This window comes from Stenotrophomonas sp. GQ19, from assembly GCF_059758695.1.
The window spans coordinates 221,823-244,306 of record NZ_JCAXES010000002.1 but is presented as its reverse complement, the minus strand read 5'-3'; the positions used below and the strand labels follow the sequence as shown (position 1 = coordinate 244,306).

The window sequence follows — 22,484 nt, the reverse complement described above, 5'->3', positions numbered from 1 at the left end:
GTGACAGCCGCTAGGCTCAGCGGATGAGCCGTCATTCCGACCGCGAGGACGCCGTCCACCCCGCGCTGCGCCGGGTGCGCCGCGAAGGACGCTGGTGGTGGCTGCAGGCGCGGCATGCACGCCGCGTGTGGCGCTGGGCGCTGCTGGTGGCCGTGCTGCTGTTCGTGGCACTGGTGCTGCTGCGGCGTCCCTTGGCCAACTGGTTCTGGAACGAACCCCAGATCGAACAGTTGCTGGACCAGGGCGATCGTGCGCTGGCCGCCGGCCGCCTGAGCGCAGCCGACGGCAGTGGCGCGCGGGAGTGGTACCAGGCCGCACTGGCGCTGGACGGGGACCGCAGCCAGGCCCGTACCGGCCTGGCGCGCACGGCGCAGGCGGCGCTGCAGCAGGCCCGCGATGCGCTGGACGCGGGCGACCTGGACGCCGCACGGCGTGCGCTGGCGCTGGCGCGCGAACTGCAGGTGCCACAGCGCGATGCCGATCAACTGGCATACCAACTGCAGCAACGCGGCAGTGCCCACGCCGGCATTGCGGTGCTGCTGGGGCGCGCCGAGGCGGCGCTGCAGGCACAGCGCCTGGATGACGGCCCGGACAGTGCGCTGCCGTTGTTCCAGCAGGTGCTGGCGGTGGCGCCCAACCAGCTGCGCGCGCTGGAGGGGCGCGAAGATGCGTTGTCCGACCTGCTGCTGCAGGCACGCAGCGCCTGCGCCAGCGGTGACCTGGCCTTGGCGGCGACACTGCTTGGCAGCGCCCGCCGCTACGACCCCGGGCATGTGGACCTGCCGCAGACCGAGGCGCAGTTCAATGCGGCGCTGGAACAGGCCCTTGGCCGTGCCGACCGCGATCTGGCACGCGGGCGTGCGGACGCGGCCTGGGCGGGCTACCGCGCGGCAGCGGCAGCGGCGCCCGGGCATGCCCGCGCCCAGGCCGGACTGCGCGAACTGGCCGATCGCCAGGCCCGCCACGCCACGCGCCTGGCGGGTGATTTCCGCTTTGCGCAGGCCAGCCAGGCCCTGGATAAAGCGATGGCGATCGACCCGCAGGCACCGTCGCTGGCCGCCGCGCGCACTGCCATCGAGCAGGCCCGGCATGCCCAGCAGGCGTTGCGCGTTCCGCCGTCGACCCACACCAAGGGCGAATTGCGCGTGCTGCTGGCGCGTTTCGAACAGGCGCAGGCGCGCGGCGACTGGCTGCTGCCGCCGGGCCGCAGCGCATTCGATGCCTTGCGCGCCGCGCAGGCGCTGGCGCCGACCGACCCGGCCGTGCTGGCGGCCGCGCATCAGCTGTTGCCGGTGCTGGTGACGTGTTTTGACGACGAACTGCGGCGCAACCGGGTGCGCGCGGCGGGCGATTGCCTGCAGGCCTGGCAGGCATTGGCCGCACGCGACAACGAACTGGGCGAGGCGCGACGGCGGTTGGGGCGGCGCTGGCTGGCCATCGGCAGCGAGCGGCTGGGGGCAGGGGACGCGCGCTACGCCCGCGAGGCGTTGCAGCAGGCGCAGGCGTTGGGTGTGCCGGCCAGCGAGATCGAACCGCTGCAGGCGCGGCTGCGCGACGCGGCCACGCTGGAACGCTGAACGCAGCGCACCACCGTGGTCGGGCGGGTCGGCTATAGTGCGGGCGCGTTTTTGCCTGCCTTGTCCTTGGTATGACCCCTCCAGAACCCGCTGCCACCCGCACCCTTCCATCGGCCAGCGGGCGCCCTGCCATCGCCGCCGCCGACATCTGTGCGGTGATCGTCACCTACGCGCCCGAACCGGACCTGCTGACCCAGGTGCTGGACAGCGTGCAGCCCCAGGTGGGCCATGTGGTGGTGTTCGACAACGGCAGCCCCGGCATGGATGTCGCTGCGGGACTGTCAGGGAGGGCGGCGGTCAGCGTGGTCGCCTCGGCCTCCAACGTGGGGCTGGCGGCGGCGTTGAACCGTGCGATCGAACGCGCACGCGCGCTGGGTTTCGGCCATGTGCTGTTGATGGACCAGGACAGCGTGCTCGATGCGGGCATGGTGGCCACCCTGGCGCAGGCCCTGGCCACGCTGTCGCAGCAGGGGCCGGTGGCAGCGGTGGGGCCGCAGTTCGTGGATGCGCGCAGCGGCCGGCCGGCGCCGTTCGTGCGGATGGGCTTTCCGCTCAACGACAAGGACTACGGCGGGCCGGGGCAGACGGTCTCCTGCGATTTCCTGATCACCTCCGGCTCGCTGATTCCGCTGACGATGCTGGACCGGGTCGGTGGCATGGACGAATCGTTGTTCATCGACAACATCGACATGGACTGGTGCTTCCGGGCCAAGGCGGCGGGGCTGGCCCTGTATGGCGTGTGCGACGCGCAGATGCACCATCGCATCGGCGAACAGCTGCGTGCCTCGCGGGTCAAGCGCGATGGGGTGGTGGTGCACAAGCCGTTCCGGCTGTACTACATCATGCGCAACCGGGTGCTGCTGTACCCGCGCGCCAGCACGCCGCGGGTGTGGGTGGCCCAGGACCTGCCGCGGCTGGTGCTCAAGCTGATCGGCAATGGGCTGTTCATCGCGCCCCGCTGGATTCGGCTGCGGTTCATGTGCCGGGGGCTGTGGGACGGCGTGCGCGGTCGCAGCGGTCCCATGCCAACGCCCTAACGCTTGCTGTAGTGCGCCCGAACGGGCGCCGCCGCGATACCGCTGGCGCTGGTGTGCTGCGTTAGACTGCGCCGAGCCCACTGCTTCCCGATGCCCGTGCCCCGACGCTACGATACCGACGACACCGACGAGTTCGAAGACGACACCGACAGCCGCGGCCCGCTGTGGCGGCGTCGGCTGATCACCTGGGGGATGGCCGCAGTCGCGCTGTCCCTGGGCTTCCTGATTCCCTATACGGTCTATCTGAACAAGCAGGTCACCCAACGTTTCGGTGAGCTGCGCTGGCAGATCCCGACCCGGGTGTATGCCCGCCCCCTGGCCTTGGCGCCGGGCGTGGCGATGGATGCCTCCACGCTCAAGACCGAGCTGGCCGCCGCGGCCTACCGCGATGACGGCACCGGAAAATCGGCCGCCACCTACCAGCAGGAAGGGGGCCGCTTCGTCATTGCCAGCCGTGGGTACAGCGACGTCGATGGCCCGGTGGCGCCGCGCCGCGTCGAGCTGAGCCTGTCCGGCGGGCAGATCGCTTCGCTGCGCGATGCCGACAGCCGCAAGGCACTCAAGGCCGCGCGTCTGGATCCGGCGCGTATCGCCACCCTGTACGGACAGAAGCAGGAAGAACGCCGGCTGGTGCGGATCGAGGAAACCCCCGAACTGCTGGTCACCGGCCTGCAGGCCGTGGAAGACAAGGATTTCAACCGCCACCACGGCATCGACCTGAGCGGCATCGCCCGCGCGATCTGGGTGACCGTGCGTTCCGGTGGCCAGAGCCGCCAGGGCGCGTCCACGCTGACCCAGCAGCTGGCCCGCAGCGGCCTGCTGGGCATCGGCAAGGAACAGACCGTCACCCGCAAGTTCAATGAAGTGCTGTACGCGCTGATCATGGAAGCGCGCTACGACAAGCGCACCATCCTGGAGGCCTATCTCAACCAGGTGTACCTGGGCCAGCGTGGCAGCCAGGCCATCCACGGCATGTCGTCCGGTGCCGAGTTCTGGTTTGGCCGCGATCTGTCCTCGCTCAACACCGAACATGTCGCGTTGCTGATTGGCCTGGTGAAAGGTCCGTCCTACTACGACCCGCGCCGCAATCCCGAGCGCGCGCTGGACCGCCGCAACTTCGTGCTGGGCAAGCTGCACGAAAGCCAGCTGATCGACGACGCCGAATACCAGCGTGCGCTGAAGGCGCCGCTGGGCGTGCCCAAGACCCCGGGCCTGATCGCCGCCAACCGGTTCCCGGCCTATGTGGACCTGGTGCGTCGCCAGCTGGGCCACGACTACCCCGAATCGGTGCTGCAGGGCGCCGGGCTGAGCGTGATGACCGGCATGGCGCCGTCGGCCCAGGCCTACGCCGAAGGCGCGGTCACCAAGACGATCAAGTCGCTGGAAAGCAAGAAGCGCCCCGAGCTGCAGGCCGGCATGGTGCTGACCGACGTGCACAACGGCGACGTGCTGGCCGTGGTGGGCAGCCGCGATTTCGCCGAGCCCGGCTTCAACCGTGCCATCGAGGCGCAGCGCCCGGTTGGCTCGCTGCTCAAGCCGTTCGTGTACCTGCTGGCACTGGCCCAGCCGGATCGCTATTCGCTGGCCAGCTGGGTGGACGATTCGCCGGTGACGGTGCAGCTGTCGCGTGGCCGCAACTGGTCGCCCGGCAACGCTGACAACCGCAGCCACGGCACCGTGCGCCTGATCGACGCGCTGGCCCATTCCTACAACCAGGCCACGGTCCGGGTAGGCATGCAGGTCGGCCCGGAGCGCGTGACCCAGCTGATCCACGTGCTGGCCGGAATCAAGGCCGAGCCCAATCCGGCGGTCATCCTCGGCTCCACCGACCAGAGCCCGTATGCGATGGCCCAGCTGTATCAGTTCCTCGCCTCCGGCGGTGAGATCCAGCCGCTGCATGCCGTGCGTGGCGTGCTGGACCCGCAGGGCAAGCTGATGAAGCGCTACGACAAGTCGCCCGCACCGGCCCAGGAAGGTGACTCGATCGCCGCCAACCTGATCAGCATCGGCCTGCAGCAGGTGGTGGCCAGCGGCACCGCGCAACGCTTGAATGCCGACGGCCTGGGCCGCCTGCAGCCGGCCGGCAAGACCGGCACCACCAACGATGGCCGCGACAGCTGGTATGCCGGCTACACCGGCGACCACCTGGCCGTGATCTGGATGGGCAACGACCAGAACGAGCAGGCCGGGCTGTATGGCGCCACCGGTTCGATGCGCGTGTGGTCGAGCATTTTCCAGCGCCTGCCGAGCGCGCCGTTGAAGGTCAGCAGCAAGGGCCTGGACTGGCAGTACGTGGAAGCCAGCGGCACGTCCAGCACCGATGAAAGTTGCCCGGGCGCCCGGCGCTTCCCGTTCGTGGTGGGCTACGCACCGGCGTATGCGCCGTGTGCTCCGCCGCCGGCCGCCCTGCCCGAGGAAGAGGGCGGCGAAGGCAGCACCGAAGGCGGTGGCTGGCGCAGCTGGTTCGGCATGGGCAAGAAGCCGGAGCCGGCCGCCGAGCCGGCACCGGCGCCTGCCACCACTCCCCCAGCGCGATGATTCCGGAGCGAGGCCGGCCCGCATGACTACCCGAACCCTGATCCGTTCCGCCTGCCTGCTCAGCCTGGGCCTGGCACTCACCGCGTGCGTCACCCCGGCAGCGCCGGTGAAGGCGCCCGTGGACACCACCACCCCGGCCCAGCGCATGGCGGCCGTGGAGGCGGTGGCCGTGGGGGCCGATGACAAGGAACTGGCCGTGCAGCCGCTGCGCGACGCCGAGATCGAAGACCTGCGCATGACCGCGCAGGTGCGCCGCCAGGCCAACGACCTGCCCGCCGCCGCCGAGGCGTTGAACCAGGCGCTGCTGATCTCCGAAGGCGATCCGTCTATCCTGCAGGAACGCGCCGAAATCGCCTTGCTGCAAGGCGACTGGCCGCGTGCCGAATCGCTGGCGCGCAAGGCGGTCGACCTGGGCTCGAAGACCGGCCCGTTGTGCCGTCGTCACTGGGCCACCATCGAACAGTCGCGCCTGGCGCGGGGCCAGAAGGAAAACGCCGCCTCCGCGCACGCCCAGCTGGAAGGCTGCACGGTGCCGGGCATCAAGCGGTACTGACCGCAGGCATCCCCGTAGAGCGGGGCTCTGCCCCGCTGCCCCGGATTCAGGGCAGCGGGGCAGAGCCCCGCTCTACGTGGGGTTTGCGTTCCGCCCGCGCAGTCCATGGGGGGGTTACGTTCCGCGCGCGCAGTCCACATGGGGTTTGCGTTCCGCACGTGCGCCCGATCCATGGGGCGGGTGGCAGCCTTTATCATGGGCGCATGTCACGCCTTGCCCATGCCAGCAGCGAAGCCCTCAGCGAGGGTGGGACGCTTGCCAGCCAGTTGGATGCCTTCGTTGCTCGCCCGGCGCAGCTGCGCCTGACGGTTGCCATCGCCGAAGCCTTCGACCAGCGCGACGTGCTGCTGGCCGAGGCCGGTACCGGCACCGGCAAGACCTATGCGTACCTGGTGCCGGCGCTGTTGTCGGGGCTGAAGATCATCATTTCCACCGGCACCCGCGCGCTGCAGGACCAGCTGTACCACCGCGACCTGCCGCGGGTGCGCGCGGCGCTCGGGGTGGGCCACAGCAGTGCGTTGCTCAAGGGCCGTGCGAACTATCTGTGCCGCTACCGCCTGCAGCAGGCCCGTGGCGAACCCCGCTTCAGTTCGCCTGAGCAGGTGGCGCAGTTCCAGCGCATCCTGGCCTGGTCCGGGCGCAGCCGCTTCGGCGACATGGCCGAGCTGGAAGCCTTGCCGGAAGACTCGCCGCTGTACCCGATGGTCACCTCCACCGTCGACAACTGCCTGGGCAACGAGTGCCCGTTCTGGGACGACTGTTTCGTGGTGCAGGCGCGCCAGCGTGCACAGGCGGCCGACGTGGTGGTGGTCAACCATCACCTGCTGCTGGCCGACCTGGCGCTCAAGCAGGAGGGCTTCGGCGAGATCCTGCCGGGCGCGCAGGCCTTCGTGATCGACGAGGCGCACCAGCTGCCGGAACTGGCCGCCAACTTCTTCGGCGAAGGGTTCGGCATGCGGCCGTGGCAGGAACTGGCGCGCGACTGCCTGGCCGAAAGCCGCAGCGTGGCCGGTGCGCAGGCCGCGCTGCAGGTACCCGCTGCCGCGCTGGAACAGACCCTGCGCGACCTGCGCACCGCCATGGACGGGCTGCCACCGCGCGGCACCCAATGGCGCGCGCTGGCGGTGCCGCAGGTGCGCGATGGCTTCGATGCGGCGATGTCGGCCCTGGTGTCGCTGCGCGACGCGCTGGTCGGCGTGCGCGAGGCGTCGCCGGGCCTGGACGCCTGCCACGCACGGGCGCTGGAAGCGGTGGCGCGGTTGTCGCGCTGGCTCGGCGAAGACGCCCCGATGCTCGATTTCGACGCCGACCCGGAACTGGCCGCGGCCCCGGCGGACGTGCTGTGGTACGAACTGACCCCGCGCGGCTTCCGCTGCCAGCGCACCCCGATGGACGTGTCCGGGCCGCTGCGCGAGCATCGGCAGCGCTCGATGGCGGCCTGGGTATTCACCTCGGCCACGCTGACCGTGGACGGTGGGTTTGCGCATATTTCGCAGCGGCTGGGGCTGGACGATCCGGTCACCCTGCTGCAACCCAGCCCGTTCGACTGGGCAACGCAGGCGCTGTGCTACCTGCCCACCGACCTGCCCGACCCGGCGGCGCGCGGGTTCGGCACCGCCCTGATCCGGGCACTCACCCCGGTGCTGGAGGCATCGCAGGGCAGGGCGTTCCTGCTGTTTGCCTCGCACCGCGCGCTGCGTGAAGCGGCCGAAGCGCTGCGTGATGCACCGTGGCCCCTGTTCGTGCAGGGCGAGGCGCCGCGCGCGACCCTGTTGCAGCGCTTCCGCGAATCGGGCAACGGCGTGCTGCTGGGCTCGGCCAGTTTCCGCGAAGGCGTGGACGTGGTGGGCGATGCGCTGAGCGTGGTGGTGATCGACAAGCTGCCGTTCGCCGCACCGGATGATCCGGTGTTCGAGGCGCGGCTGGACGCGATCCGGCGCGATGGCGGCAATCCGTTCCGCGATGAGCAGCTTCCGCAGGCGGTGATCGCACTCAAGCAGGGCGTCGGGCGGCTGATCCGCAGCGAGACCGACCGCGGCGTGCTGGTGCTGTGCGACCCGCGGCTGCTCAGCCGCAGCTACGGGCGGATCTTCCTGGATTCGCTGCCACCGTTCCGGCGCACCCGCGCGCTGGACGATGTGCGCGGCTTCTTTGCGCCACAATGGCCGCCTGAAGCGCTGCCGGCACCGCGCGCGGTAACGGCGGCGCCCGCTGCAGCCCCTGTGTCACCCGCGGCACCCGATGACTTCCCCACTTCCCTGTTCTGACCGCCATGAAACTGCTCGCCTTTGAAACCGCCACCGAAGCCTGTTCCGTCGCCCTGTATGTGGATGGGCAGGTGCGTGAGCGGTTCGAGATCGCCCCGCGCCGCCACGCCGAGCTGAGCCTTCCGTGGGCCGAGGAACTGCTGGCCGACGCCGGCATCGCGCGTTCGCAGCTGGATGCCATCGCGCTCGGGCGCGGCCCCGGCGCGTTCACGGGCGTGCGCCTGGCCATTGCCATCGCGCAGGGCATCGCCTTGGCGCTGGACCGCCCGCTGGTGCCGGTGTCCACGCTGCAGGTGCTGGCGCTGCGTGCGCCGGCCGGCGCCGACCAGGTGCTCAGCAGCATCGACGCCCGCATGGGCGAGGTGTACGCGGCGCGCCAGGTGCGCGTGGACGGCCAGTGGCAGCTGCAGGGCGAAGAGATCGTGTGTGCGCCCGAGGCGGTGGTCCTGCCCGAGGGCAGCCGCTGGTTCGGCGTGGGCACCGGCTTCGGCGCTGCCGACGGTCTGCTGGCCACGCGCCTGGCCGATCAGCTCGACGGCGTCGATGCGCAGGCGCTGCCGCGTGCATCGGACCTGCTGACGCTGGCAGTGCCGGCGTTCGCGCGCGGCGAAGGCGTGGCCCCGGAACGTGTCGAACCGGCCTACCTGCGCAACAACGTGGCGCTGACGCTCGTGGAACAGCAGGCCGCCCGCGCCGCCAAGGCCGCCCGGTAGAGCCGACCGTTGGTCGGCTGCCCCCAACCTTACCGATCGTCGCGCAACGTACCGCCGGGCAGGAACGCCCAGGTCCGGGTTACCTGCAGGATCTCCACGCCGTCGTCGGTCTTGGGCAACGGCGGGAACGGCTGGGCCAGGCGGACCACGCGCAGGGCGGCCTCATCCAGCAACGGGGTGCCGCTGCTGCGCAGGATCCGCGCACTTTCCACGCTGCCGTCGCGGCGCACGCCGACGGTGATCACCACCTGCCCACCGAGGCGGCGCTGGCGGGCTTCGTCGGGGTAATTGAGGTTGCCCACGCGCTCGGCGCGGTCCACCCACGCCCGCAGGTAGTTGGCGTAGGCGTATTCCTTGGTGCTGGCCGACACGAACTTGCGGTTCGGGCGCTTGGCGTACTGTGCCGAGCGCAGGTGCACCTCGGCGGCCAGCCGCGCCATTTCGGCGTCGCGCTGCTCGCGCGCATTCAGCGGGGCCTCCGGCTGCGGGTGCTCGGGCAACGGCTGCGGCTGTGCGCTGGCGACCTGCTCGGTGCTGTTGCGGCTGGACACCACCCGTGTCTGCGGGGGCGGTGGGCTGGCCGCGTCCTGGCGCTGCTGCGGCACCGGCGACAGCCCGGCCTGCGGCTGCGGCACGATCCCGGCCTGGTTGTCGCGCGGGCGCTGGGCCTTGTCGTGGTCGCCGCCGCCCTGCTGGTTGGCCTGGGCCAGGAAATCGGCCTGCTTGGGCGTCAGCGCGGTCTGGGTCTGGCTGAAGATCACCTCCAGGGTGGGCACCAGCGCGGCCTTGTCGGTCACCGCAAAGCCCACCCCCAGGATCAGCAGCGCATGCACCAGCAGCGACAGCGCCAGGGTCGCGCCCAGGCGCTGCGATTCGCGCGCCTGCAGCGGCGTCAGCGGTGCAACCGTCGCACTCATCGCGGCAGGCTGGCCTCGATGGCGTCGAACAGCGTGCCGGCGATGTTCAGCCCGAACTGGGCATCCAGCTCGCGCACGCAGGTGGGGCTGGTGACGTTGACTTCGGTCAGGTAGTCGCCGATCACGTCCAGGCCGACAAAGCGCATGCCGCGGCGCTTCATCTCCGGCCCGACCTGGGCGGCGATCCAGCGGTCGCGGTCGCTCAGCGGGCGGCCTTCACCGCGGCCACCGGCGGCCAGGTTGCCGCGGAATTCGTCGCCCTGCGGGATCCGCGCCAGGCAGTAATCCACCGGCTCGCCGTCGACCAGCAGGATGCGCTTGTCGCCGGCGGTGATGTCCGGGATGAACTTCTGCGCCAGGGCCAGCGTGCGCTCGCCGTCGGTCAGGGTTTCCAGGATCACGTTGAGGTTGGGGTCGCCGGTGCCGCTGCGGAAGATCGAGCGCCCGCCCATGCCGTCCAGCGGCTTGAGCACGGCCTGGCCGTGTTCGAGCACGAAGGCTTTCAGGTCGGCGTTGCGGCGGCTGACCAGGGTCGGCGGGCAGCACTGCGGGAACAGCAGCGCGGCCAGCTTTTCGTTGAAATCGCGCAGTCCCTGGGGGTCGTTGACCACCAGGGCGCCGGCCTGCTGGGCCACGCTGAGCACATGGGTGTCGTAGATGAATTCGGCATCCACGGGCGGGTCCTTGCGCATCAGCACGACCTGGCCGGGGCCGAACACGGTCTGGCTGAATTCGCCCAGGGTGAACCAGTCGGCCTTGTCCTCGCGCACCTGCAGCGGCGCGGTGCGGGCGACCGCCTGGCCGTCGCGCAGGGCCAGCCCGCCGGGGCTGACGTAGTGCAGGGCATGGCCGCGGCGCTGGGCTTCCAGCAGCATCGCGAAGGTGGTGTCCTTGGCAATCTTGATGTGGGCGATGGGGTCCATCACCACGATGACGTTCAACGGCATGGTCGCAACCTGGCGGGCAGGGCGATGATGGTAGCCGCAACCGGGGCCGGTTGCCTGCCCGGCGGGGTGCAACGCTGCGTCCGCCCGGCCCCGGGTTTGCGCAAAACCGGCCGATCCGGCCCGGTCCGACCCGTCTGCGGCTTGGCTGAAGTGGCCGCGCTTGTAGCCTGCGCGGGAAGTGCGATATAGATACGCTTTCGCAGCGACGCCGGACCAAGCAGAAGCGTCGCGCGCCCGGGGAAAGGTAATGACTGAAAACATGGCTGCGGGTGGGGAACTCGCAGGGCTTAGGGTCATGGTCATCGATGATTCGAAGACCATTCGCAGGACCGCCGAAACACTGCTCAAGCGCGAAGGCTGCGAGGTGGTGACCGCGACCGATGGTTTCGAGGCGTTGGCCAAGATCGCCGACCAACAGCCGCAGATCATCTTCGTGGACATCATGATGCCGCGGCTGGATGGCTATCAGACCTGTGCGCTGATCAAGGGCAACCAGCTGTTCAAGTCGACCCCGGTGATCATGCTGTCCTCCAAGGACGGCCTGTTCGACAAGGCGCGCGGGCGCATCGTCGGCTCGGAGCAGTACCTGACCAAGCCATTCACGCGTGAAGAACTGCTGGGTGCCATCCGCACATACGTCAACGCCTGACCAGGGGGAAAGGCACAATGGCTCGAATCGTTCTGATCGAGGATTCACCGACCGACCGTGCGGTGTTCACGCAGTGGTTGACCAAGGCCGGGCACGAAGTACTGGAAGCGGACAACGCCGAGGACGGGCTGGTGCTCGTGCGCGAGCATGTGCCGCAGCTGGTGCTGATGGACGTGGTCCTGCCGGGCATGAGTGGCTTCCAGGCCACCCGTGCGATGGCGCGTGATGCGGCCATCAAACATATTCCGGTCGTCATCGTCAGCACCAAGGCGATGGAGACCGACAAGGCGTGGGGGCTGCGCCAGGGGGCGGCCGACTACATCGTCAAGCCGCCGCGCGAGGAGGAACTGATCGCGCGGATCAACCAGTTGGTGGTCTGATGCGTTCTCCTTTCGACATCCTCGAAGCCTACGAACGGCGCAGCCTGGCCCATGCCGTGCAGCTGCCCGAACGTCAGTTCGCGCAGGACCTGTGGCGTGGCGTCGGTTACCGCGTGGGCAAGCGCCACCTGGTGTCGGATTTCCGCGAAGTGGTTGAAATCGTGCCGATGCCGCCGATCACCCCGGTGCCCGGCGCACAGCCGTGGCTGCTGGGCGTGGGCAACCTGCGCGGCAACCTGTTCCCGGTGGTGGACCTGAAGTACTTCCTGGAAGGCGAGCGCACCGTGCATCAGGAAGGCCAGCGCGTGTTGATCATGCGCCAGGCCGGCGGCGACGTCGCGCTCACCATCGATGAACTGTTTGGCCAGCGCAGCTTCGACCAGGGCCAGGACATCGCCATTGGCGATCTCGCCAGCGGCCGCTACGCCCACTTCATCGACCGTGCCTTCCACGGCGATGGCCACGATTGGGGCGTGTTCTCACTGTCGCTGCTGTCGCGCACTCCCGAATTCAGGCAGGCCGCAGCCTGATTGCTGCCGCCTGTCTCACCGTATTTGATGATCGAGGTTGAACGATGAGTACTACTTCGGAATCCGCCAAGGCCGGCAAGCTCGGGTCGGTGGGAACCAATTTCTGGCTCGGCCTGCTGGCCCTGTCGATGATCGTGTTCGGCGTCAACACCGGCGTCGCCACCTGGCAGGGCAGTCGCCTGGCCGGCGCCAGTACCGGCGCGGCCGATCTGCAGGTGTTGTCCCAGCAGCTGGCCAACCAGGGCCGTGAAGCGGTCTCGGGCAACGCCCAGGCGTTCACCGCCTTCAAGGACACCAAGACCCGCATCGAGAGCACGGTGAGCAGCCTGCAGGGCCGCTACGGGTCCGAGGCCAACGTGTCCGGCCCGCTCACCCAGCTCAGCCAGACCTGGGAGCCGCTCGGCAAGAGCGCCGCCCAGCTGGTGGCCAGTGAGCCGGCGGTGCTGGCCTTGGCCGGCAACGCCAACAACTTCGTCAACGGCGTGCCGGCACTGCAGGCACAGCTGAACGAAGTGGTGCGCGCGATGTCCGCTGGCGGTGCGCCGGCCTCGCAGGTGTACAACGCGCTGCAGCAGGTGGTGGTGGTGGGCTCGATGGCCCGCCGGGTCACCGAAATGCGCGCCGGTGGTGCCAATGCCGCCGCGGCGGGCGACGCGCTCGCCCGCGACTCGGTGGTGTTCACCCAGGTGCTGGACGCCCTGCGCAACGGCAACGAAGAACTGGGCATCACCCCGGTGCGCAATGCCGGCGCGCTGGCCGCGCTGGAGCAGTCCCAGAAGCAGTGGGACACCATGAAGAAGGACGCCGACGCGATCCTGGCCAGTTCGCGCCAGCTGTTCTCGGCGCAGTCCTCGGCGGCCGCGCTGACCGGTGGTGCCACGCGCATGCTGGACGACAGCAAGAAGCTGTTTGAAGCCTTCTCCTCGTTCGGTTCGGTGCGCGACACGCGCCTGTTCCCGAACTTCTGGCTGGGTGTGATTTCCGGTGCGCTGTCGCTGATCGCCATCATCGGCTTCGTCAGCAGCACCGTGCGCAGCCGGTCGCGCGAGCAGGACCTGCGTTACCAGACCCAGGTGGAATTCAACAGCCGCAACCAGCAGGCCATCATGCGGCTGCTGGACGAAATCAGCTCGCTGGGTGAAGGCGACCTGACGGTGAAGGCCTCGGTGACCGAGGACATGACCGGCGCGATCGCAGACGCCATCAACTACGCCGTGGACGAACTGCGCCACCTGGTGACCACCATCAACGACACCTCGGCCAAGGTCGCGCTGTCCACCCAGGAAACCCAGGCCACGGCCATGCAGCTGGCCGAAGCGGCCGGCCACCAGGCCAACCAGATCACCTCGGCATCGGACCGCATCGGCGAAATCGCCTCGAGCATCGAACAGGTGTCGCGCAACTCGGCCGAGTCGGCCGACGTGGCACAGCGCTCGGTGGTGATCGCCGCCGAAGGCGCCGGCGTGGTCCGCGAGACCATCCAGGGCATGGACCAGATCCGCGACCAGATCCAGGAAACCTCCAAGCGCATCAAGCGCCTGGGCGAATCGTCGCAGGAAATCGGCTCGATCGTGGAACTGATCAACGACATTTCCGAGCAGACCAACATCCTGGCGTTGAACGCCGCGGTGCAGGCGGCCTCGGCCGGTGAGGCCGGCCGTGGTTTCGCCGTGGTGGCCGACGAAGTGCAGCGCCTGGCAGAACGCACCTCCGGTGCGACCCGACGCATTGAAGGCCTGGTCCAGGCCATTCAGGCCGATACCAACGAAGCGGTCAGCTCGATGGAGCAGACCACCGCCGAAGTGGTGTCCGGTGCGCGCCTGGCCGAAGACGCCGGTACCGCACTGACTGAAATCGAACGCGTGTCCAACGCGCTCAACAACCTCATCAAGAACATCTCGATCGCCGCCCAGCAGCAGTCGTCGGCCGCCTCGGACATCACCCGCACCATGGGCGTGATCCGTCAGATTACCGGCCAGACCTCGCAGGGTGCGGGACAGACCGCCGAGTCGATCGGTCATTTGGCACAGCTGGCGGCCGACCTGCGCCGCTCGGTTGCCGACTTCAAGCTGCCGGCGTGAGCCGCGGGCAGGGCGGAGAGGGAAGGAATCAGCAGATGATGCATCGCGATAAACCACAGCACGACACGCGCGCGCCCCTGCCGGGAGACCTGGCATGAGCACGCTGCGCGATGCCATGAGCCACGCCGCCCTGGGCTGGGTCAAGCCGGAACTGGACGAAACCCTGCGCCAGGTGCGCAACGAGGTGGAGTACTACGCCGAAGACCCCTCCGATGCCGGCCGCATGCGCTTCTGCGCCGGCTACCTGCACCAGGTGCAGGGCACCCTGCGCATGGTGGAGTTGTATGCCCCGGCGATGGTGGCCGAAGAACTGGAGCAGCTGGCCAACGCCATCGGCGCCGGCGAGGTGCCCGACCGTGACGAAGCCTGCGCCACCCTGATGCGCGGCAGCGTGCTGCTGCCCGACTATCTGGAGCGCCTGCAGAACGGTCACCGCGACATTCCCATCGTGCTGCTGCCGCTGCTCAACGACATCCGCTCGGCACGCGCCGCGCCGGGTATCAACGAGAGCGTGTTGTTCGCGTTCGCCCCGGACAGCGTGACCGCCACCGAGGCCGAACTCGACCACGCCCGTGGCAGCCTGAGCGGGCGCAACCGCGAGCTGCTCGATACCGTGGGCAATGCGGTCAAGGAAGAGCTGCTGCGGATCAAGGACGCACTGGACCTGCACCTGCGCACCGGTGGCGATCCGGTACAGCTGCAGACCCAGGTCAACGAACTGGGTGCGGTTGCCGACACCCTGGGCATGATGGGCCTGGGCGTGGCCCGCGGCGTGGTCGTGCAACAGCGCGATGCGCTGCGCGGCGTGGTACAGGGCGAACAGCAGATCGACGAAAGCCTGCTGCTGGATATCGCCGGGGCGCTGCTGTACGTGGACGCCTCGCTGGACGACCAGGTCGCCCATCTGGGCGCCGGCGGCAGTGGCGAGGACGATCCGAGCGCGGTGGAAAACCGGCGCACGGTGGAGGTGCTGGCGCATGAAGCCATCGCCAATTTCGCCGCCGCGCGCGAGCACTTCGTCGCCTTCATCGAAACCAACTGGAACCACCAGCAGCTGACGGAAGTGCCGCGCCTGCTGGGCGAGGTGTCCGGTGCGTTGCGCATGCTCGACCTGGCCACGCCGGCCGACTACCTGCAGGGTGTGCGCCAGTACATCACGGTGGAACTGATCGGCCGCCAGCGCGTGCCGAGCGGGCGCCAGCTGGATACGCTGGCCGATGCCATGGCCAGCCTGGAGTACTACCTCGAAGCCCTGCGCGAACGCCGCCCGGGCCGCGAGGAGATCCTCGATATCACCCGCACCAGCCTGGAAACGCTGCGTTACTGGCCGTTGCCGGACGTCAATGCCGTCCAGCCGGATACCACCGCAGAGGCCCTGCCGGTAGCCGCCGAGCCGATCGAGTTGACGCAGTGGGATGCGCCGTCGGTTGAGCCGATCGCCGTGGCCGTCACCCCGAGCGCACCGCCGCCGGGCAGCGTGCCGCCGTCGTTCCCGGACCTCACCTTCGACCCGCTGCCTGACACCGCCCTGGCCGCCACCGCGGCAGCAGGTGCGTCGCTGGTGTTCGACGCATCGACTGCGCCCGCGCCGGAGGCCCCGCAGTGGACGCTGTCCGCCGAGGCCGATGCGGCCGCCGACCACACCGAACCCAGCTTCGCCCGTTTCGACCCGGTGATTGCCGAGGACAACCCCGCGGTGCGCTGGGACGCGCTGCCGCCGATGCATGTCGCCCTGGATACGCTGGACGCCACCGAGACGGTGTCCGCGCAGGCCGACGCGCACGTGCAGGAAGAGGTGTCCTTCAGCGGTGGGTTCGACCCCGTTGCCGCCGAGCATGACGCGCTGGAGTTCAGCGACGAGCCGATCGAATTCACCTTCGATGCGCCGCTGCACAATGCCGGCGACGTGCTGTCGCTGCAGATCGACGATACCGTCGCGCCCGCCGTGGCGCCGGTTGCCGATACCGCGCCCGACCTGGACGTGGCCCAGTTGCCCTCGTTCCTGCAGGCGACCGACGCCGATGCCGTTGAGCCCATCGACGCGATCATTGCCGGACCGGTCGAGGCTATCGCGCCGGCCCTGGTCGCAGACGACAGCGCCGTCGCAGACGCATCCGTCGATGCGACAGCACTGACCGACACCGACGACCACACCCGCCTTGACGACGTTGTTGCGCCGGACCCGACCCCGGTCGTGACCCACAGCAGCACCGGCGTGCATGCCGCGGTGATCGGCACGATCGAGCTGGACGACGAGTCCGCGCGCTTCCTGGCCGAGCTGGATGCGGCCGCCGCGCAGTTCAGCACCGCGCCTGCGATCACCCCGGATGCCCTGGCCGCGGTATCGCCGGCCAATGCGGTCAGTGACACCGACAGCATCGAAGCCGGGTTCGAAGACGATGGCGAGAACATCGACCAGGACATCCGCGAGGTCTTCATCGAAGAGTTCGACGAGGAACTGGTCAACCTTGGCAATCTGCTGCCGGTCTGGCGCGCCGCGCCGGACAATCTGGACCGTCTGCGTCCGATCCGCCGCGTTTTCCACACGCTCAAGGGCAGCGGCCGACTCGTCGGCGCGCGTACCCTGGGCGAGTTCAGCTGGAAAGTCGAAGGCATGCTCAACCGCGTGCTCGACGGTACCCGGCCGGCCACCCCGGCCGTGGTGGCCATGGTCACCCAGGCGTACGAGGTGTTGCCGCAGCTCAACGCAGCGTTGCGCGGCGAAGGTCGCGTGACGGCCGACCTGCAGGCCATGCAGGCCATTGCCGATCGCGTGGCGGCCGGCGAAGAAACCTTCCATGTGCCGCTGCAGCGGGCCGCGCCCGTCGTGGCCGCGCCGGTGGAGGTGGCGGAAGCCCCCGAAGCCACCGCCGTCGTCGAAGCCGCCGGTACCCCGGCCAACATCGACGAAGTGCTGCGCGAGATCCTCGAAGCCGAGGTGGATACCCATCAGGCCACCTTGCAGGCGTGGTTGCGCGAGGCCAGCGTGGCTCCGCAGCCGGTCACCGACACCCTGCTGCGCGCGGTGCACACCATGAACGGTGCGTTCGCGATGACCGACGTGCCTGAAATCACCGCCGTCACCGGGGGCGCCGAGAGCTTCATCAAGCGCTCGCTGGCGGCCGATACCACCCCGGACGCCGATGGCGTGGACGCGCTGTCGGCCACCGCCGAGGCGATCACCGCGACCATGACGGCCCTGCAGGCCGACGCGCCGCGTATTCCGGTGCAGGCCGCGCTTGCCGCGCGTCTGCAGGCGCTGGCCGACACGCTGCCCGAAGCGCGCTGGCCGGCCCTGGTGGCCGACGATGAAGAAGACGACCTGGCCTTCGAGCAGGACGCGCTGGACGGCGATGCCGTCGAGCCGGGCGCTGCCGAGCCGCAGGCCGTGGATCCGGACGCCGTGGACGCCGTCGCGTCCTTCGATGCAGCCGCTCCGCGGACCGGCGACGACGTCGCCGCGAACGACGACGACGCCCTGGCCACGCTGCCGCAGGCAGACGCACAGGGCGGTTACGCGGGCCTGGACGACAGCGCCGATGCCGACCTGCAGCTGGCCGAGATCGATGCCGACGCCCTGACCGTGGTCGAGCCGACCACCGTTGAGACCGATGCGGTTGAAACGGAAACCGGTGACGCGCTGGACGCCAATGCGCTGGTGGTGGACGAACTGACCGGCAGCGATGACCTGTCGGCGTACTTCGATGCCGATCTTCCGGTGAATGCCGCGCCCACCGCGGGCAACGAGATCACGCTGGACGACGCACAGCCTGACGCAGGCCGTGCAGACGTGGGCGTTGCCGACGCCGCAGCGTTCGATGCGGTACCGCATGATGCCGCAGCGGACGGGCAGGGCGCGCACGACGGTCTGGAGGCGGTCGAACTGACCGGCGCCGACGACCTGTCGCGCTTCTTCGACGCCGAGGTGACGCCGGTGGCCGAGGCGAGCGGCGACGTTGCCGCCGCTACGGACGCTGCCGCAGACGACACCTCGATCGAAGACGTGGTCCTTGATGACGCGCCCGTAGTTGCTGGCGTTGAGACGCCGGACACTGCGGCCGAAGCCGAAGCCGAAGCCGAAGCCGAAGCCGAAGCCGAAGCCGAAGCGACCGTAGACGCAGACGCCAACACCTCGTTGGACGCGCCGCTCGACGCAACCGACGACGCCGCACCCGCCGCACCGGAACAGGCGCTGGATGCAGACGAACAGGACACGCGTGACGCACTGGACGAGGCCCTGCCGCCGACGCCGGCGTTCGGCGAACTGGTCGACGAACAGCAGGCACTGGACGACGGGCTGACCGTGATCGACGCGCCGCAGGCCGACGACACGGCCGACAGCGTGCTGGGCCTGGATGCCGTCCACGACGCGCAGGAACAGCCCGACGAGGCCGACGCCTTCGCCGAGGATGCGACCGACACCGATACCGACACCACCGCGCCGACGCCGTTCTTCGAACTGGAAGATGCGCCCGTGGCTGCCGCCGGCGCATCGGTTGCCGCCCTGGCCGCGCTGTCCACGCACGAGGATCCGGCCAGCCCGGCCGAGGCAACCGTTGCCACCGACACCGTGCTCGATACCGACGCCGATGACGCCGACGATGAAGACAGCGCCGACGCGCTGGACTTCAGCGTGCTCGACCAGGAGCTGGTCGACATCTTCGTGGAAGAAGGCAAGGACCTGCTCGACCATTGCGATGGCCTGATCAGCGAACTGCGCGCCGCGCCCAACGACCGCGATGTCATTGCCGGCCTGCAGCGTGACCTGCACACCCTCAAGGGTGGCGCACGCATGGCCGGGATCAACCCGATCGGCGACCTGGGCCATGGCATCGAATCGCTGCTGGAAGCCGTTGCGGCCAACCGCACCGACATCGACCGCAGCGACGTGCACCTGCTTGAACGCGGCTTCGATCGCCTGCACCAGCTGCTGACCCGTACCGGTCAGCACCGCAGCGTGTCGATGCCCGACGACCTGATCCATGCCTTCGAACAGCGCACGCTGGGCCGGGTGGACGTGGCCGTGGATACCCGTGCCGACACCGTGCAGGACAGCGCACCGGTCGAGGTCGATACGGCCGTCGCCGCGGCGCCGCTCTCGGCACCGGTGCCGCTGGAAACCAGCAGCGACGACGATGCCCTGGCCCGTCCGCAGCAGGAACAGGTGCGCGTGCGCGCCGACCTGCTCGACCGCCTGGTCAACCACGCCGGTGAAGTGGCGATCTACCGCTCGCGCCTGGAACAGCAGCTCGGCGCCTTCCGTGGCGCCATGGGCGAACTGGACCGCACCAACGCGCGTCTGCGCGACCAGCTGCGCCGCCTGGACCTGGAAACCGAAGCGCAGATCGTTGCCCGCTACCAGCGTGAGCAGGATCAGGCCGACCACAAGTTCGATCCGCTCGAACTGGACCGCTTCTCCACGCTGCAGCAGCTCAGCCGCGCGCTGAACGAGTCTGCCGCCGACTTGGGCGGCCTGCAGGGCGTGCTGGACGACCTGTCGCGCCAGTACGACGTGCTGCTGCAACAGCAGTCGCGCGTCAGCTCGGAACTGCAGGATGGCCTGATGCGTGCGCGCATGGTGCCGTTCGAGGGTCTGGTGCCGCGCCTGCGTCGCGTGGTCCGCCAGGCCGGCCAGGACACCGGCAAGCAGGTTCACGTGATCCTGGAAGGCACCCACGGCGAACTGGACCGCAACGTCCTGGATCGCATGGTCGCGCCGCTGGAACACATGCTGCGCAACTCGGTTGCCCATGGGTTGGAGACGCCGGAACAGCGCCGCGCTGCCGGCAAGCCGGAAGAGGGCGAGATCGCCATCCGTCTGCGCCGCGAAGGCTCGGAAATCGTGCTGGAAGTGGCCGACGACGGCGCCGGGCTGGACCGCGAGGCGATCCGTCGCCGCGCCGAACAGCGTGGCCTGGTGCAGGCCGATGCCGTGCTCGGCGAGGCCGAACTGGACGCGATGATCTTCTCGCCAGGCTTCAGCACCGCCGACCAGGTCAGCCAGCTGGCGGGCCGCGGCGTGGGCATGGACGTGGTGCACAACGAAGTGCGGCAGCTGGGCGGCTCGGTGGACATCCACTCGGTGCGCGGCCAGGGCGTCACCTTCACCCTGCGCCTGCCGCAGACGCTGGCGGTCACCCAGGCGGTGTTCGTGCAGATCGGCGAGACCACTTACGCGGTGCCGGTGGCCTCGGTCAGCGGTATCGGCCGGATCTCGCGCGAGCGCTTTGAAACCATCGACGGCGACTACCACTACGGTGGCGAAGCCTTCGCCCTGCACGACCTGGGTACGCTGGTGGGCCAAGGCCCAGCGCGTGCCGAGGGCCAGGCGCAGGTGCCGCTGCTGCTGGTGCGTGCCGGTGAACTGCGCGCGGCCGTGGCGATCGACCAGGTGCTGGGCAACCGCGAGATCGTGGTCAAGCCGGTGGGCCTGCAGATCGCCTCGGTGCCGGGTATCTACGGCGCCACCATCACCGGCGATGGCCGCGTGGTGGTCATCCTCGACGTCGCACCGCTGGTCCGCCGCTTCCAGGCCAACCCGCACAAGCCGATCGCCGTGACCAGCCAGGTCAGCGACCGCCAGGCACCGCTGGTGATGGTGGTCGACGATTCGCTGACCATGCGCAAGGTCACCGGCCGCATCCTGGAGCGCCACAACTTCGAAGTGGCGGTGGCCCGCGATGGTGTGGAAGCACTGGAGCGTCTGGAGGAGCGGGTCCCCGACCTGATGCTGCTGGATATCGAAATGCCGCGCATGGATGGCTATGAACTGGCCACGGCGATGCGCGCCGATCCGCGCTACAAGGATGTGCCGATCGTGATGATCACCTCGCGCAGTGGCGACAAGCACCGTCAGCGCGCCTTCGAAATTGGCGTCCAGCGCTACCTGGGCAAGCCTTACCAGGAACTGGATCTGATGCGAAACGTGTACGACCTGCTGGGGATCGCCCGTGTCCGCGAATGACCTGCCTTTGCTGTTGTCGGTAGCGCTGCTGGCGCGTCCGGGGCAGGCCCGCGAGCGCCTGCGCGACGCGTTGGCCCAGGCCGGCGCCACCCTGGTGCTGGAAGAGGATCCCAACACGCTGGACGTGCAGGTGCTGCGCGACGCGGCGCCGGGCGCGGTGCTGATCGCGCTGGAACCGGCGATCGAAGACGCGTTGGAGCGCCTGGACCCGGTGCTGGGTTCGCCGTCGCTGACCCTGATCTTCGACGAAGCCGAACTGGCCGCCCGCCGTGAAGGCTGGGAAGCGCAGCGCTGGGCACGGCACCTGGTGGCCAAACTGCACGGCCACCACGACGTGTTGCCGCCGGGTTCGGAACAGGACAGCCTGCTCCAGCCCGAGCCCGGCATGCCCACCACGCCGGCCGAACTGCATGCCGATGCCCCGCTGGACTTCCACGTCCGCGAGGCCTTTGATGCCGCCGCGGACGTTCCGGCCGATGGCCTGTACCAGGCCCCGGATGCGTTGAGCGAACCGATGTCGCTGGAAGAAGCGCTGGCCGCCCTGCAGCCGCCTTCGCCGGCCGCTGCACCATCCGTGCCGCCGCCGGTGCCGCCTTCGGCGCCGCCGGCCGTTGCCCGCGCGCCGCTGGGCGACCACAGCAGCTGGTCGCTGGTGGATGACAGTGCCGACACCGCCGCTGCCGCGCCGGCAAGCGCGTCGGCCGGCACCGCCGCGGCACCGCCGCCGCTGTCTGCGTTCGATATCGAACGGCTGTCGCTGGTCGAACTGGAGGCCGAGCGCCCCAACGACGGCGCCGCCGCAGGTGCCGTGCTGGTGCTGGCCGGTATCGGCGGCCCGGACGCGCTGCGCCGCCTGCTGGCCACGTTGCCGGCGGGGCTGGCCACGCCGGTGCTGGTGCACATGCGCCTGGATGGCGGCCGCTACGGCAACCTGGTCAAGCAGATGGCGCGCGTGTCCGCGTTGCCGGTGCTGCTGGCCGAAGCCGACCAGCCGGTCCAGGCTGGCAACGCCTACATCCTGCCCGACGACATCGGCCTGGCCGAACGCCAGCGCGGCCTGTATTTCCACGGTGATGCACAGGGCGTCCAGGTGGCCACGCTGCCGCCGGCGCACAGCGCCGTGGTGCTGCTCAGTGGCGCCGACACGGCCCAGGTTGACGACGTGCTGGCCCTGGCCGCCGCCGGCGCCTGGGTAGGCGCACAGGTCGGCGAAGGCTGTTACGACCCGGCCGCCGCAAACGCCGCGGTGGCCGCCGGGATGGACGCGGGCGAGCCCCCGCAGTTGGCCCAGAGCATCGTCGAACGTTGGGGTGTGAGCGAGTAATCGCCGC

The 22,484-nt window shown here is 69.6% G+C and carries 14 protein-coding genes; 12 read left to right on the top strand and 2 right to left on the bottom strand.

What is annotated here, in order from left to right; all coding sequences use genetic code 11:
• The first annotated feature begins 23 nt into the window (after nt 1-23).
• The 6 genes from AC6CHL_RS05160 to tsaB all read left to right on the top strand — a co-directional run bounded on the left by AC6CHL_RS05160 (nt 24) and on the right by tsaB (nt 8,685).
• Nucleotides 24-1,577, top strand: coding sequence for a hypothetical protein (locus tag AC6CHL_RS05160; protein WP_498293642.1), 1,554 nt, complete (start codon nt 24-26; stop codon nt 1,575-1,577).
• A gap of 71 nt (nt 1,578-1,648) precedes the next feature.
• Entirely contained in the window at nt 1,649-2,614 is a 966-nt protein-coding gene (locus AC6CHL_RS05155) for a glycosyltransferase family 2 protein (protein ID WP_498293641.1), read from the top strand.
• Nucleotides 2,615-2,710: 96 nt separating this feature from the next.
• On the top strand, nt 2,711-5,152 hold the full coding sequence (gene mrcB / locus AC6CHL_RS05150; protein ID WP_498293639.1) for a penicillin-binding protein 1B: 2,442 nt from the start codon (nt 2,711-2,713) through the stop codon (nt 5,150-5,152).
• Nucleotides 5,153-5,174: 22 nt separating this feature from the next.
• Nucleotides 5,175-5,705, top strand: a complete 531-nt coding sequence (locus AC6CHL_RS05145; protein ID WP_498293638.1) for a tetratricopeptide repeat protein — start codon at nt 5,175-5,177, stop codon at nt 5,703-5,705.
• Nucleotides 5,706-5,908: 203 nt separating this feature from the next.
• Nucleotides 5,909-7,972: a DNA repair helicase YoaA gene (gene yoaA / locus AC6CHL_RS05140; RefSeq protein WP_498293636.1), complete on the top strand. Its 2,064-nt coding sequence runs from the start codon at nt 5,909-5,911 to the stop codon at nt 7,970-7,972.
• 5 nt (nt 7,973-7,977) lie between these two features.
• The gene (gene tsaB / locus AC6CHL_RS05135; protein WP_498293634.1) at nt 7,978-8,685 is read left to right on the top strand and encodes a tRNA (adenosine(37)-N6)-threonylcarbamoyltransferase complex dimerization subunit type 1 TsaB; all 708 of its coding nucleotides are present in this window, start codon (nt 7,978-7,980) and stop codon (nt 8,683-8,685) included.
• Nucleotides 8,686-8,714: 29 nt separating this feature from the next.
• Here tsaB and AC6CHL_RS05130 read toward each other — a convergent pair whose 3' ends face one another.
• Complete coding sequence (locus AC6CHL_RS05130; RefSeq protein ID WP_447595218.1) at nt 8,715-9,602, bottom strand: energy transducer TonB family protein; 888 nt, start codon at nt 9,600-9,602, stop codon at nt 8,715-8,717.
• The gene (gene gshB / locus AC6CHL_RS05125) at nt 9,599-10,549 is read right to left on the bottom strand and encodes a glutathione synthase (RefSeq protein ID WP_038686781.1); all 951 of its coding nucleotides are present in this window, start codon (nt 10,547-10,549) and stop codon (nt 9,599-9,601) included. Before gshB ends, AC6CHL_RS05130 begins: the two co-directional genes overlap by 4 nt.
• Before the next feature lie 247 nt (nt 10,550-10,796).
• Between gshB and pilG the strand changes: the two genes are divergently transcribed.
• From pilG to AC6CHL_RS05095, 6 genes are all read left to right on the top strand, one after another.
• Nucleotides 10,797-11,198 carry a twitching motility response regulator PilG gene (pilG, locus tag AC6CHL_RS05120; RefSeq protein ID WP_017356958.1) on the top strand — a complete coding sequence of 134 codons (402 nt, stop codon included), beginning with the start codon at nt 10,797-10,799 and terminating at the stop codon, nt 11,196-11,198.
• A gap of 17 nt (nt 11,199-11,215) precedes the next feature.
• A complete protein-coding gene (locus AC6CHL_RS05115; RefSeq protein WP_141057568.1) occupies nt 11,216-11,578 on the top strand; it encodes a response regulator in 363 nt (120 codons plus the stop codon).
• Nucleotides 11,578-12,108, top strand: a complete 531-nt coding sequence (locus AC6CHL_RS05110; RefSeq protein ID WP_038686785.1) for a chemotaxis protein CheW — start codon at nt 11,578-11,580, stop codon at nt 12,106-12,108. Before AC6CHL_RS05115 ends, AC6CHL_RS05110 begins: the two co-directional genes overlap by 1 nt.
• 44 nt (nt 12,109-12,152) lie before the next feature.
• On the top strand, nt 12,153-14,189 hold the full coding sequence (locus tag AC6CHL_RS05105; protein ID WP_038686787.1) for a methyl-accepting chemotaxis protein: 2,037 nt from the start codon (nt 12,153-12,155) through the stop codon (nt 14,187-14,189).
• 94 nt (nt 14,190-14,283) lie between these two features.
• Entirely contained in the window at nt 14,284-21,153 is a 6,870-nt protein-coding gene (locus AC6CHL_RS05100; protein WP_498293631.1) for a hybrid sensor histidine kinase/response regulator, read from the top strand.
• On the top strand, nt 21,140-22,477 hold the full coding sequence (locus tag AC6CHL_RS05095; protein WP_498293629.1) for a chemotaxis protein CheB: 1,338 nt from the start codon (nt 21,140-21,142) through the stop codon (nt 22,475-22,477). Before AC6CHL_RS05100 ends, AC6CHL_RS05095 begins: the two co-directional genes overlap by 14 nt.
• Nucleotides 22,478-22,484 lie beyond the last annotated feature (7 nt).